Origin of the sequence: Cellulosimicrobium funkei (assembly GCF_900155925.1) — a bacterium.
Taxonomy (GTDB): Bacteria; Actinomycetota; Actinomycetes; order Actinomycetales; family Cellulomonadaceae; genus Cellulosimicrobium; species Cellulosimicrobium funkei.
In genome coordinates this window covers 25986-38472 of record NZ_FTMI01000009.1, presented here as the reverse complement: position 1 = coordinate 38472, position 12487 = coordinate 25986, and the positions used below count along the sequence as shown (strand labels likewise).

At 75.6% G+C, this 12487-nt stretch carries 14 protein-coding genes; all 14 read right to left on the bottom strand.

Translation table 11 applies throughout. The annotated features are described in order from the left end of the window. Positions 1 to 14: 14 nt before the first annotated feature. Entirely contained in the window at positions 15 to 941 is a 927-nt protein-coding gene (locus tag BXA05_RS18555) for an ATP-grasp domain-containing protein (protein WP_076406659.1), read from the bottom strand. A 59-nt stretch (positions 942 to 1000) separates the two neighbouring features. Next, complete coding sequence (locus tag BXA05_RS18550) at positions 1001 to 1663, bottom strand: response regulator transcription factor (RefSeq protein ID WP_083712032.1); 663 nt, start codon at positions 1661 to 1663, stop codon at positions 1001 to 1003. After that, a complete protein-coding gene (locus BXA05_RS18545) occupies positions 1660 to 2850 on the bottom strand; it encodes a sensor histidine kinase (protein ID WP_076406657.1) in 1191 nt (396 codons plus the stop codon). The genes BXA05_RS18550 and BXA05_RS18545 overlap by 4 nt, the downstream gene beginning before the upstream one ends. Before the next feature lie 37 nt (positions 2851 to 2887). Further along, positions 2888 to 3508, bottom strand: a complete 621-nt coding sequence (locus tag BXA05_RS18540) for a sortase family protein (RefSeq protein WP_143311212.1) — start codon at positions 3506 to 3508, stop codon at positions 2888 to 2890. Positions 3509 to 3516: 8 nt separating this feature from the next. Beyond that, positions 3517 to 4530 (bottom strand): hypothetical protein, encoded by a 1014-nt coding sequence (locus tag BXA05_RS18535; RefSeq protein WP_076406654.1) that lies wholly within the window; start codon positions 4528 to 4530, stop codon positions 3517 to 3519. Beyond that, complete coding sequence (locus tag BXA05_RS18530; RefSeq protein WP_076406653.1) at positions 4527 to 5144, bottom strand: signal peptidase I; 618 nt, start codon at positions 5142 to 5144, stop codon at positions 4527 to 4529. The genes BXA05_RS18535 and BXA05_RS18530 overlap by 4 nt, the downstream gene beginning before the upstream one ends. Then, complete coding sequence (locus BXA05_RS18525) at positions 5141 to 6142, bottom strand: hypothetical protein (RefSeq protein ID WP_143311211.1); 1002 nt, start codon at positions 6140 to 6142, stop codon at positions 5141 to 5143. The genes BXA05_RS18530 and BXA05_RS18525 overlap by 4 nt, the downstream gene beginning before the upstream one ends. Before the next feature lie 91 nt (positions 6143 to 6233). Next, on the bottom strand, positions 6234 to 6941 hold the full coding sequence (locus tag BXA05_RS18520; RefSeq protein WP_076406649.1) for a SipW-dependent-type signal peptide-containing protein: 708 nt from the start codon (positions 6939 to 6941) through the stop codon (positions 6234 to 6236). Positions 6942 to 7166: 225 nt separating this feature from the next. After that, positions 7167 to 8726, bottom strand: a complete 1560-nt coding sequence (locus BXA05_RS18515; RefSeq protein WP_076406648.1) for a dihydrolipoyl dehydrogenase family protein — start codon at positions 8724 to 8726, stop codon at positions 7167 to 7169. 52 nt (positions 8727 to 8778) lie between these two features. Continuing rightward, a complete protein-coding gene (locus BXA05_RS20335) occupies positions 8779 to 8979 on the bottom strand; it encodes a hypothetical protein (protein ID WP_211435880.1) in 201 nt (66 codons plus the stop codon). Beyond that, a complete protein-coding gene (locus BXA05_RS20330) occupies positions 8973 to 9338 on the bottom strand; it encodes an AAA family ATPase (RefSeq protein WP_211435879.1) in 366 nt (121 codons plus the stop codon). The genes BXA05_RS20335 and BXA05_RS20330 overlap by 7 nt, the downstream gene beginning before the upstream one ends. 110 nt (positions 9339 to 9448) lie before the next feature. Next, on the bottom strand, positions 9449 to 11095 hold the full coding sequence (locus BXA05_RS18505) for a monocarboxylic acid transporter (RefSeq protein ID WP_076406647.1): 1647 nt from the start codon (positions 11093 to 11095) through the stop codon (positions 9449 to 9451). Beyond that, the gene (locus BXA05_RS18500; protein ID WP_021482757.1) at positions 11092 to 11442 is read right to left on the bottom strand and encodes a DUF485 domain-containing protein; all 351 of its coding nucleotides are present in this window, start codon (positions 11440 to 11442) and stop codon (positions 11092 to 11094) included. The genes BXA05_RS18505 and BXA05_RS18500 overlap by 4 nt, the downstream gene beginning before the upstream one ends. 195 nt (positions 11443 to 11637) lie before the next feature. Next, entirely contained in the window at positions 11638 to 12453 is an 816-nt protein-coding gene (gene trmB / locus BXA05_RS18495; protein ID WP_076406646.1) for a tRNA (guanosine(46)-N7)-methyltransferase TrmB, read from the bottom strand. Between the last annotated feature and the right edge of the window lie 34 nt (positions 12454 to 12487).

The following is a 12487-nucleotide window of genomic DNA, read 5'->3' as shown; positions in this document are numbered from 1 at the left end:
CGGGCCTGTGCGGGTCAGCGCGCGACGCGCGCCGCGATCGCGTCGGCGAACCGGTCGAGAGACCCCGGGGAGAGCGCGAGGAACAGCGACGGCTCGGTGAGCTCGAGCTCGATGACCACGACGCCGCCGTCGTCGTTGCCCGTGACGACGTCCACGCGCGCGTAGAGGAAGGTCGCCGGGTCGCCGCCGCCGACGGCGTCGGCCGCCACGGCCAGGGCCCGCCGCGCGACGTCGAGCTGCTCGTCGGACGCGGTGAACGGGCTCATCTCCTCCTGCTGGTACAGGCCGCGCGTCGGGCGGTGCGGGCCGGTGAGCAGCGCGTTCTTGCGCACGGCGTGCGAGAACTCGCCGTCGACGAAGACGAGGCCCGTCTCCCCCGCGGTGTCGACGCTCGTCACGTAGGGCTGCACCATGACCTCGCGCCCGGAGACGAGCAGGTTCTTGGCGTGCTGGATCGCGAGCCCGCGCGAGTGCGCCTCGCCCGCCTGGTACCGGCCCGTGTCCTTCGCGCCTGCGCTGACCACGGGCTTGATGACGAAGTCGCCCTGGGCGGGCAGGCGCGTGTGGATCGCGCGCGAGGAGAGGTTGCGCGCCGGGTCGAGCCACAGCGTCGGGATGACGGGGATGCCCGCGCCCTCGAGCTCGCGCAGGTACCCCTTGTCGGTGTTCCAGCGCAGCACCCGCTCCGCGTTGAGGATGCGCGGGACCCGGGCCGCCCACGCGACGAACTCGTCGCGCCGGGCGGAGTAGTCCCACGTGGAGCGCACGACGACGGCGTCGAACGCGGACCAGTCGACGTCGGGGTCGTCCCAGACGGCCGGCTGTGCCGCGACGCCCCGGGCGTCGAGCGCCCGCACGAGCGGCGCGTCGTCGGGGTCGAGCTGCGGGAGGACGGAGCACGTCGCGAGGGCGACGCGCGGGGCGGAGTTCTCGGTCGTCACGCTCCGAGCCTAGGGCCTGGCACGGGCCGCCGGCCCCCGGAGGCGGGCGCGCGCGGCGCTCAGGGCTCCGGGCGCACGGACTGGCGGAGGAACTCGAGCACCGCGGCCACGCGGTGGTTGGCTCCGGCCGGCAGGTCGAGCAGCCGGTAGATCGCGGTGAGCTGCGCCTCGACGGCCTTGGACGTGATCCCCAGCTCTGCCGCGACGGCGCCGTTCGCGCGGCCCTCGGCGACGAGCTGGAGCACGCGGAACTGCGCGACGGACAACCCCGCGAGCGGCGTGTCGGTTCGCGGCACCGAGCGCCGCACGAGCGCGGGGTCGATGACGACCCGGCCCTTCGCGACGTCACCGAGCGCGCGGACGAGCTGGCCGGGCTGTGCCGAGGAGCGCTTGGACAGGTAGCTCCACGGCGTCGGTGCGCTCGCGCTGATCGAGCGCACGAGGGCGAGCAGGTTGTGGCTCGACACGAGCAGGATCCGCAGGCGCGGGTCGCGCTCCTGGAGCGCCCGGCCCAGGGCGATCCCGTTCCCGTCCTCGAGCTCGATGTCGAGGGCCGCGACGTCGACCTCGCCCGGTGCGATGGCGGCGAGCGCCGCGGTCTGGCCGGCGGCGTCGGCCACGACCTCCATGCCGGGCTGCGCCCGCAGGAGCGCCAGGACGAGCCCCCGCACCATCGCCTCGTCCTCGACGACGGCCACGCGCAGGCGGCGTGCGCTGCTCACGCCCGATCCTCGGCCTCGGCGACGGGGCTGACGACGGGGATCCGCGCCGCGAGCCGGGCCCCGCCCATCGGCGAGGGGCCCAGCACGAGGTCACCGCCCCGTCCGTGGACGCGGGCCTGGAGATGGGCGACGCCCGAGAGGTGCGGCTCCCCCGCGAGTCCGGTGCCGTCGTCGTCCACCACGACGTGCGCGAGGCTCCGGCGCTCCGTGAGGGGCTCGCCGCGCAGGACGACGCTGACCACGTCGGCCCGGCCGTGCAGCATCGCGTTGTTGACGCCCTCCTCGACGATCGCGAAGAGCAGGACCCGGTCGGCGGGCGGCAAGGAGTACCCGGCCAGCACGGCGTCGGCCACGCCCTCGTACCGGACGTCCATGCGCACGGAGGGCGGGAGCCGGTCCGCGAGCAGGAGCAGCGCCGTCGACAGCGAGAAGTCGCCCGCGAGCGGGTAGAGGGAGTGCGCCACCGCGCGGACCTCCGACTCGCGGAGGCGGTCGAGCCGCTCGGACACCGCCTCGAGCGAGTGGGCAGCCTGCTCCTGGCCCCCGTGCTCGAGGTCGTCGCGGATCGCGTCGACCTCGCGGATCGCGAGGACGAGGCGCTGCTGGAGCCCGCCGTGGAGCTGGCGCGACACGTCGCGCCGGACGCGCAGCTCCTCCTCCTCGGCCTCCAGCCGCGCGCGCTCCGCGCGCTGCGTCTCCACGAGGCGTCGCCGCTCCTCCGCGCGGATGCGACGCCGCGAGCCGACGTAGAAGAGCGCGACGGAGATGGCGAAGCAGGCTTCGAGGGTGCCGAGGGTGACCTGCGCGGCGACGAACGGTCCCGGCGCGCCGCGCGGGAGCGTGAGGTACAGCGCACCCGCGCGCACGGCACCGATGCCGAGGCTCAGCCCGAGCACGAGGGCGACCTGCCGCCGCAGCGGCCACGCGAGGACGTGCAGCCGCACGAGGACGGCGGCCGCGACCGCGCTCGCCGCGGCGACCGCGAGGACGAGCACGAGGGCGACGGAGGCGACGCGCTGCAGCTCGGCCCCGGCGAGCATCGGCTCGCCGCCGGGCGACACGGGACCGAAGTCCTCGATGGCCCACAGCACGAGCTCGATCGCCGGGACGGCAGCGATGAGCACCACGCCGGCCATCGCGATCAGCGCGACGGCGCGGCGCTCGGCACGATCCGCGTCCCGCACCACGTCCTCATGCTGACAGAGGCCCGCGCACGACACCCGTTCAGCGGCGCACCGCGTGGACCACGACGTTCTCCCGGGCGGCCCCGGTCACCCCCGCCCGCTGCAGGCACGTGAGCACCACGAGGCGCTGCCCGCCGTCGGGGAGGCGGCTCCAGATCTCCGGGGAGGCGGCCGCCGCGTCCTTGGTGAGGACCTCCGTGCGCTCGACGACGTACGCGACCCCGTCCACGCGCAGCGGGTCGCCGGGGGCGACCGTCACGGCCGGGTCGGGCGCGCCCGGCTCGAAGAACGCGTTCCCGGGCGCGCGGCCGTCGCGCACGGCGTGCATCGCGACGACGAGCGGCCGCACCCCGGAGGCGGACGTGCGGTCCGGGTCGGCGAGCACGAACGCCTCGGTGAACGTCGGCGGGTCGAGCACGGCTCGCGTGCCGGGCATCGCGGTGAGCGGCACGTCGAGGCCCTGGGCGGGCGCCTCGAACCGGCCCCCGGTGGGTCGCAGGTCGGCGGCGGCGGCCGACGGCGGCGCGTCGAGCACCACGCAGCGCCCGTCGAGGTCGCGGAGCGCCGCGTCGCACCGGTCGCCGCCGCCGAGGACCGTCGCCGTGAGCACCGCGGCCCCGGCGAGCGCGAGCACGACGACGGCCCCGAGCAGCGCCCGCACCGCCCGGCTCATCCCCCGGCCCGGCGGGTCGGGGCCGGACGGCGCAGCGCCCGCGCGGCGGACCCGGCGACGACGACGAGCGCCGCACCGGCGAGGAGCAGCCACGGGCGCCGGTCCGGGGCGAGGACGCCGCCGGTCCGGGTCAGCGGACCCCCGACCCGGTCGACCGTCGCGGTCGTGCCCGTGCCGCCGCGGCCGGTCGTCCCGGCGACGGCGGGCGGGGTCGGCTCGGCCGGGGTCGGGTCGGCCGGGTCGGGCGTCGTGCCGGTGCCGTCCGGCGTGTCCCCCGCGATGACGAGCAGGAGGTCGAAGGAGAACCGGCGCTCCCCGACGGTGGCCGTGTTGCCGGTCGTCGCCTCGACGGGGAGGTCGTAGGTCAGCGGCACGTCGACCGTGGCGCCCCGCGCGAGCGGGACCTCCTGGATCCGGGTGCGGCGCCCCTCGAGCTGCGACGCCGGGACGCCGTTGACGGTGAGGTCGTCGTAGAACGCGTCGTCCGTCCAGGTGTCGTCGTCGGTCCTCCGCAGCGCCTCGGCGTCGACGATGCTCACCGTGAGGGTGCCCGCGGTCGGTCCGTCGTTGCGCACGCGCAGCAGGGCGCTGCCCGCGTCGCCGGGGACGACCCGGACCTCGCCGAGGCCCGCGCCGTCGACCCGCAGGGCCTGCGTCGCGGTCGACGTGGGCGTCACGGCGACCAGAGGGGTGCCGTCGGCGTCGCTCCCGGGGACGACCGGCGTCCCCGCCTCGGTCGGCGGCGCGACGGTCGCCCGCGCGACGGTCGCCCGCGCGACGGTCGCCCGCGCCGCGACGGTCGTCGCCGAGGCGGTCGTCGCGGAGTCGCTCGTCGCGGAGGCGCTCGCCGCGGCGCTCGTCACCGTGGCGGTCGGCGCGGCGCTCGTCGCGGTGGCGGCTGCCGCGGCCGGTGCGCCCGTGGTGGGCACGACGAGCGCGACGGCGACGACGGCGGTGGCGGCCGCGAGGCCAAGACGGCGTGCCGGGGCGACGGTTCGGTGGGTGGTCATGTCGGGACCTCCTGCTCGCGCGACGGGTCGGTGGGACGGCCGCGGTCGGGGCGCACGAGCGCCACCGCGGCGTAGACGAGGAGGGCGACCGCGAGGACGGTCACCGCGGTGGGGCCCCACGACACGTTCGTCGCGTGGCCCACGAGGGGCACGGAGTAGGCGACGCGGCCCATGACCTGGTCGGGCACGAGCGGAGCGTCGGCCGCGCCGTTCGCGTCGCCGCGCGTGACGAGACCGGTGACGTCCGCACCGTCACGGTCGACCTGCACGACACGGTGGGTCACGAGCGTCGGGTCGCCCGAGACGGGCTGCACGGTGACGACGTCGCCCGTCCGCAGCTCGTCCGGGTCGACGGGCCGCACCACGACGACGTCCCCCGGCGAGAGCGCGGGCTCCATCGAGCCGCTGAGCACCGTGAGCGGGGTCGCGCCGAGCACGCGCGGGACGACGACGACCGCCCCGGCGAGCACGACCAGCGCCACCATGACGACGCCGAGCACGACGGACGCGACCCTCTCCAGCGGGCCACGCCCGAGCCGACGACCTGCGCGCGCCGTCGCAGCCGCTGGCGACGCGGTGCCTGCCGCTGCCGTGGCCTGCGTCCCGGCGGTCATGGCCTCTGCTCCCGGAGCCAGGCGACCACGTCGGCCGTCGGCACGGAACGGTCCGCGGCCCACTGCTCGACCTCGACGGGCAGCCGGCCGAGGTCGAGGACTGCCGGGTCGAGCGTCGCGGGGTCGATGCCCAGGTCCTCGAGCAGCGTGCGGAGCTCGGTGGCCCAGGGCGGGTCGTCCGCCGCCAGGGCGGGCTCGTCGGGGGCGGCGCCGGGCGCGCCGGGCGCGACGGGCGTCGGCCCGCCGCTGGTCGTTGCGTCGCCCGTGGGCGCGTCGCCCGCCGGGGCCCCCGTCGTCGGCGGGACCTCGGGCGTGGTGGTGACGGCGTCGGGAGCGGGCACCGCGGTGTCGGGCGCAGGGACCGTCTCGGTCGCCGCAGCCGTCTGCGGGCCCGTCACGATCGACGGCGCGGGGGCGCCCTGCGTGTCGCGCCACAGCCGAGCGTCGTCGAACGCGTCGTCGTCCGTCCGGACCTGCCAGAGGTCGGCGACGAGGTCGCCGTCAGGCAGCGCGGTCTGCCAGTGCCCGCTCACGTCCCAGTCCATCTGGACGGCGAGCGTCACGTCGAGCGTGGTCGTCCCCGTCGCGAGATCGACGGGCACGTCCGGCGAACCTCCGAACAGGACCTGGCCCTGGGCGTCGAGGGTGCCGGTGGCCACCTCCGCACCCTCGCGCCGCAGCTCGAGGGTGACGTCCACGTAGTCGAGCAGCGGGACGTCGCGCCACGTGGGGAGCCCGAGGCGCAGGCGCGCGTCGAGATTGTCCCCACCCAGCGTCGCGGCGAGCCGGTAGTCCACCGTGACCCGCCCGTCGGGCACGAGCAGGACGGGGGCCGTCTCGCCCTGCGGCTCCAGCTCCACGTCGAGCGAGCCCGAGCGGACGACCGCTGCTGTGGTGAGCGCCTCGTCGCGCCACAGGGCGTGCGTCGTCCCGGACGCTCCTGCGAGGAGCAACGCAGCGACCGCGGCGGTGGTGCCCAGACCGGTTGCGCACCTCATGGCGCGCTCCTTTCCGTGTCGAAGCGTGCGCCGCGACCCGTCCCGGACCGGCCGGTGCCGGTCCGGGACAGCCACGACGCGCGGCGTGCGGTCAGCGGACCTGGTCGAGCGTCACGTGGAGACCGTCCAGGTACGCCTGGGTGGTCATGAGGTCCTGGGCCTGGATCTCGTGCGGGAAGGCCGCGATCACGAACACCTGCAGCTCCTGGCCCCCCGACCCCTCGAACGCCAGGTCGAAGGGCTCGCCCACGTCGCGCGCCTCCCCCAGCACGGTGCCGTCGACGTCCGCGACGACGTACTTGAGGCCGAGACCCTGCGCGAGCTCGCCGCTCTGCACGCCGGCACCGTGCACGGCGAGGTGCGCGCGCATGTTGTCGCCCTCGGTCTTGGCGGTCACGCGCGTCTGGCCCAGCAGGTAGTCGCCGGGCACGGCCTGCCACGTCCCGAGGTCGTCGATGACGTGACCGACGACGCCGTCCGTGCCGGTCCCTGCCCCGTCCGTGTCGAGCCGCTGGAACTCGGTCGGGACGCCGCTCCACACGGTCCGCTCCTCGCCGAGCCAGTTGACGTCCCACCGCAGTCCCGGACCGACCTCGCCCCCGAGGTCGGCCGCGTCGGGCCGGTCGGGCGAGACGTCGAACCACCGGGCCTCCTGGGCCTCGACGTCGAGGAGACCGCTGCGGATCTCCCCGCCCGGGACGCCCGCGTCGTCGTGCCACAGCGCGAACGTGCCGCCCGCGCCGAGGAGCAGCGCGCCCCCGGCGACGCCGGCGACGATTCCCTTGGTCTTCGTGTTCATGGTGAGCGTTCCCCTTCTGCGTCGCGTTGCGCGTCCCGCGAGGGTGCTCGCCACCGGAGGTTGCTCCGTCTCGACGACTCGCCGCCGCAACGGTCCCCAGTCTTCGGCGGCCCGGCAGACCGCCACGGCCAGGGGTAGGGGAAACCCCAACGGCCCGGCTTCGCGGGTCGCTACGGGGCGCTCCCGGGTGCTCCTGCCCGGGGGCGACCAGGGTGCGACGGGGGGCTACAGCCCGTACTCCTCGAGCAGCCGCAGCCAGACCTCGCTCACGGTCGGGTACGACGGCACGGCGTGCCACAGCCGGCGCAGCGGCACCTCGCCCACGACGGCGATCGTCGCGGCGTGCAGCATCTCGGCCGCGTCCGGGCCCACGAACGTGGCGCCGACGACGACCTCGCGCGCGGCGTCGACGACGAGCTGCGCGCTGCCCGCGTAGTCGGCGGAGCGCACCGAGGAGCCGGCGACGTTCGCGAGGTCGTAGCGCACGACGCGCACGTCGAGGCCCGCGTCGCGCGCGGACGCCTCGGTGTGCCCGACGGCCGCCACCTCGGGACGGGTGAACACGACCTGGGGCGAGGCCACGGCGTCGGCCGTCGCGGCGAACCGCGACCACGGCTCGGGCCGGGAGCCGACGGCGGGCGGCCGCTCGCCCGCGGTGGGTGCGCCGTCGGCGTCGGGGTCGCCGAAGCGCGCGGCGACGACGTCGCCCGCGACGCGGCCCTGGTACTTGCCCTGGTGGGTCGTCGCGACGCGACCGGTGACGTCGCCGGCCGCGTACAGCCACCCGGTGCCGGCGTCCGACCCGAGCCCCTGGACGAGCATCGTGTCGTCGACCTCCAGCGCGCGGCCGGGCGCGAGCCCGACGGAGTCGACGCCGAGGTCCTGCGTGCGCGGCACGCGGCCCGTCGCGACGAGCACGCGCTCGGCGGTGACGGGCGACAGGTCCGGTGCGTCCCCGCCGTCCGCGGGACCGGCGGCCGCGAGGACGAGCCGCACGCCGCCGTCGGGCAGGGGCTCGACGGCCTCCGTCGCCACGCCGAGCCGCACGTCGACCCCCAGCTCCCGCAGCGACGCGGCGACCGCCTCGCCCGCCCACGGCTCGGTGCGCCCGAGCAGGCTGCCGCGCGAGAGCACGGTCACGCGCGCCCCGAGGTCGGCGAACGCGACCGCCATCTCGGTGGCGACCACTCCCCCGCCGACGATCGCGAGCGACTCGGGCACGTCCTCGACCGCGGTCGCCTCGCGGCTCGTCCACGGGTTCGCGTCCGCCAGCCCGGGGACGTCGGGCAGGACGGGCACGCTGCCGGTCGCCACGATCACCGCATGGCGGGCCGCGAGCCGCCGGGTGCGCGGCAGGTCGTCCGGGTCGGCGTCGGGCTCCTCGGCGACGACCTCCACGAGCCGCGGGCCGACGATCCGCCCGAGCCCGCGCACGAGCGTGAGGCCCGCGCCCTGGACCCAGGAGACCTGGCCGGAGTCGTCCCAGTCGGAGACCATCTGGTCGCGGCGCGCGAGGACGGCGGCGACGTCGAGGTCGTCCCCCACGGTGACGCCCGGGACGCCCCGCGCCTCGGCCCGCACGGCCCCCGGGCGCAGGAGCGTCTTGGACGGCATGCACGCCCAGTACGAACACTCGCCGCCCACGAGCTCGGCCTCGACGAGCGCCACGCTCAGGCCGGTGCGCGACGCGCGGTCGGCGGCGTTCTCGCCGACGGGCCCGCCGCCGATCACGATCACGTCGTACGTCTCGTCAGGGGTGGCCTCGGGCTGCGCGTCGGACGTCATGGGCCCATCCTCGCGCGACGGCCCGGTCGCCGCCCGGCAGTGTGGCCGCGGGTCAGGCGACGCGGGCCTCGTCGAGGCGGTCGAGCACGTGCCGGACGGTCTGCGCGACGGTCCACCCGGTCGTGTCGACGTGCAGCCCACCGGGCGTCGCGCGGGCCGCGGCGGCGAACTCCTCCGGGGTCCAGGCGCCGTACGCCTGCTTGTGGCGACCGGCGTCGCGCGCGGCGAGCGTGGCGGCGTCCGGCGTCAGCACGACGGCGTAGCACGGCCGGGTGCGCACGCGCGCCGTGACCGCGCGAGGTCGGGACCGAGCAGGATGTCCTGGACCACGGCCGTGACGCCTGCGGCCGCGTAGGTGTCGGCCGCCTGCGCCGCGAGCGCCTGCCGCAGGTCGAGCTGGGCCCGGGCCGCGGCGGACAGGGGCGGCGCCGTCGACGCCTGGCCGCTGACCACGAACCGCCGGAACTGGTCCCCGCGCACGTGCGCGGCGAGCGGGAACGTGCGGGCGAGCGCGTCGGCGACCGTGGACTTCCCCGAGGCCATCGCCCCGGTGACGACGAGGACCGGCGTCTCCCCGCCCGGGGCGGCGGGGGCCGGGGTAGCGGAGGTCACGGCGCGACCGTACGGCGTCGTCGGCGTGCCGCGCGACGGAATTGCCTCGCGCGGACGCCCCCGGTCGAGGCCGGGGGCGTCCTGCACGCTCCGCGGGGGCCGCCGTCGGGCTAGTGCACCGTCGCCTTCTCGGCGCCTGCCCCGGTGAGCGAGCGCACCTCCATCTCGGCGAACTTCTCGGGGTGCGGCTTCTCCCTGCTGAGGAGCGTCCCGACGATCCCGAGGAGGAACGCGAGCGGGATCGACACGATCCCGGGGTTGCTCAGAGGGAAGATCGCGAAGTCGATGTCCGTGTTCTTGATCATCGACAGGCTCGCGCCCGTCACCGGGTCGACCTTCCCGGACACGACGGGAGAGAACGCGATGAGCACGACGCACGAGATCAGGCCGCCGTACATGCTCCACAGCGCGCCCGCGGTGTTGAACCGCTTCCAGAACAGCGAGTAGAGGATCGTCGGGAGGTTCGCGCTCGCCGCGACGGCGAACGCGAGCGCCACGAGGAACGCGACGTTCTGGCCCTGCGCGAAGATGCCGCCGAGGATCGCGAGGATCCCGATGACGACGACGGTGATGCGCGCGACCTTGACCTCGCCGTCGGGCTTGACCTCGCCGCGCTTGATGACGTTGGCGTAGATGTCGTGCGCGAAGCTCGCCGCCGCGGTGATGGTGAGCCCGGCGACGACGGCGAGGATGGTCGCGAACGCGACGGCGGAGATGAAGCCGAGGAGGATCTCGCCGCCGAGCGCGAACGCGAGCAGGGGTGCCGCGGAGTTCACGCCCCCTGGAGCGGAGCTGATCGTCTCCGGCCCCACGAGCGCGCCCGCCCCGTACCCGAGCACGAGCGTGAACAGGTAGAAGATGCCGATGAGCCAGATCGCCCACACGACCGACCGGCGGGCCTCCTTGGCGGAGGGCACGGTGTAGAAGCGCATGAGGACGTGCGGCAGGCCGGCGGTGCCGAGCACGAGCGCGAGGGCGAGCGACAGGAAGTCGAGCTTGGTGGTGCCGGTGGCGCCGTACTGCTTGCCGGGCTCGATGAGCGCCTCGCCGCCCGGGCCCGCCTTGTCGATCGCGCCCTGGAGCAGGTCGGACAGGTTGAAGCCGAACTTCGCGAGGACCCACACGGTCATGACGGCGGCACCCGCGATGAGCAGGACGGCCTTGATGATCTGGACCCAGGTGGTGCCCTTCATCCCGCCGACCAGCACGTAGAGGATCATCAGCGCGCCGACGACCGCGACGACGACGCTCTGGCCCGCCGTGGAGTCGACGCCGAGCAGCAGCGCCACCAGGCCGCCGGCCCCCGCCATCTGGGCGAGCAGGTAGAAGAACACGACGGCGAGGGTCGCGAGTGCGGCCGCCATGCGCACGGGCCGCTGCTTGAGCCGGAAGGACAGCACGTCGGCCATCGTGAACTTGCCGGTGTTGCGCAGGAGCTCGGCGACGAGCAGCAGCGCGACGAGCCACGCGACGAGGAAGCCGATCGAGTAGAGGAACCCGTCGTAGCCGTTGATCGCGATGGCGCCGCAGATCCCGAGGAAGCTCGCGGCGGACAGGTAGTCGCCCGCGATGGCGGTCCCGTTCTGCGGCCCGGTGAACGACCGTCCGCCCGCGTAGTAGTCCGCGGCGGACTTGTTCTGCCGGGACGCGCGCAGCACGATGACGAGGGTCACGGCGACGAACACGGCGAAGATCGCGACGTTGACGACAGGGTTCCCGACGTCCGTGGCCTCGGCGGCCAGGAGGAGCGCGCTCACAGCTCGTCCTCCTCGATCTCCCGGCGGAGCTCGTCCGCCTGGGCGTCGAAGCGCTTGTTGGCCCAGCGCGCGTAGATCATGGTGATCGCGAACGTGGACACGAACTGGCCGAGCCCGAGGAGCAGCCCGACGGTGACGTTCCCCCACACCCGGACGCTCATGAGGTCGTGCGCGTAGTTCGCCAGCAGCACGTAGACGAAGTACCACACGAGGAACAGCGCGGTCATCGGGAACACGAAGTTCCGGAAGCGTCGGCGCAGGTCCTGGAACTCGGGCGAGCGTTGCACCCGCTGGTAGTCGGTCTCTTCGGCGGGCCCCGGTCCGGGGGCGGCCGTCACGTCGGTCATGACGCCTCCGTTGGCTCATTCCGTGGACAGACAGAGAGCCCGCACCCCGCGGACGGTCGCCTGTCGACGCGACCGCACGCGACGCTGCGTGCCCGGGGCGACCTTCCACCCCCGGCACAATGTGCCGTAGATCACTGTTGTCCGCAAGGACCGCGCGCGGCCGGTCGCGAGGCCGGTCGCGAGCCGTGCCGCGGGTCAGACGCGCACGTACTCCAGGTCCGTGATGACGCGCCCCGCGGCCTCGCCCTTGCGCTCGAACCCCGTGAGCACCCGGCCCTCGAAGCGCGGCGCGGCGTTCCCCGGGCCGTGCACGTTGCGCAGCCCCGGCGCAGCGTCCAGCACCTCGAGCATCTGCTCCGCGTACTCGGCCCAGTCGGTCGCGAGCCGCAGCGTCCCGCCGGGGCGGCCGTCGTCGCCCTCCCCCGGCGCGCGCAGGACGCGCTCGGCGAGCGCCGCGAACGACGGCGTCACGAGGCGGCGCTTGTGGTGGCGGGACTTGTGCCACGGGTCGGGGAAGAAGACCCACAGCTCGTCGACGCTCCCCGCGGGCAGCGTGGTGGCGAGGACCTCGGCCGCGTTCGCCTGGACGAGCCGCACGTTCGTCAGGTCGCGCTGCGACGCGCGCAGCACCGTCTGGGCCAGCCCGGGCGCGTAGACCTCGACGGCGAGGAAGTCCGTGCCCGGCTCGCGCTCGGCGGCCGCGACGACCGCCTCGCCCTGGCCCGAGCCGATCTCCACGACCAGGCGCGCGTCGCGCCCGAAGGTCGCCGCGACGTCGAGCACGTGGTCCGGGTCCACCGAGGTCCGCGCGACGTCGCGTGGCACGTCGACGAGGTAGCGGTCGCGGTACGCGTCCCACGCGCGCTGCTGGCGCGGCGCGAGGCGTCCGCTGCGCCGCACGAACGACACGGGCTGGGTGCGGTAGCGCGGTCGGGCGTCGCCGGTCCCCGGGGTCGCGGAGGGGGCGCCGGTCACGGGCTCGTCGAGGGTCTCGGGGGTCGGTTCGGGCACCGCACCAGGGTACGGGCGCCTCGCGGGGGTCGTG

Coding starts and splice junctions, on each gene's coding strand:
- BXA05_RS18525 (WP_143311211.1), bottom strand. CDS start 6,142: ATGAGGTGCGCAACCGGTCTGGGCACCACCGCCGCGGTCGCTGCGTTG.
- BXA05_RS18520 (WP_076406649.1), bottom strand. CDS start 6,941: ATGAACACGAAGACCAAGGGAATCGTCGCCGGCGTCGCCGGGGGCGCG.
- BXA05_RS18535 (WP_076406654.1), bottom strand. CDS start 4,530: ATGACCACCCACCGAACCGTCGCCCCGGCACGCCGTCTTGGCCTCGCG.
- BXA05_RS18500 (WP_021482757.1), bottom strand. CDS start 11,442: ATGACCGACGTGACGGCCGCCCCCGGACCGGGGCCCGCCGAAGAGACC.
- BXA05_RS18515 (WP_076406648.1), bottom strand. CDS start 8,726: ATGACGTCCGACGCGCAGCCCGAGGCCACCCCTGACGAGACGTACGAC.
- BXA05_RS18530 (WP_076406653.1), bottom strand. CDS start 5,144: ATGACCGCCGGGACGCAGGCCACGGCAGCGGCAGGCACCGCGTCGCCA.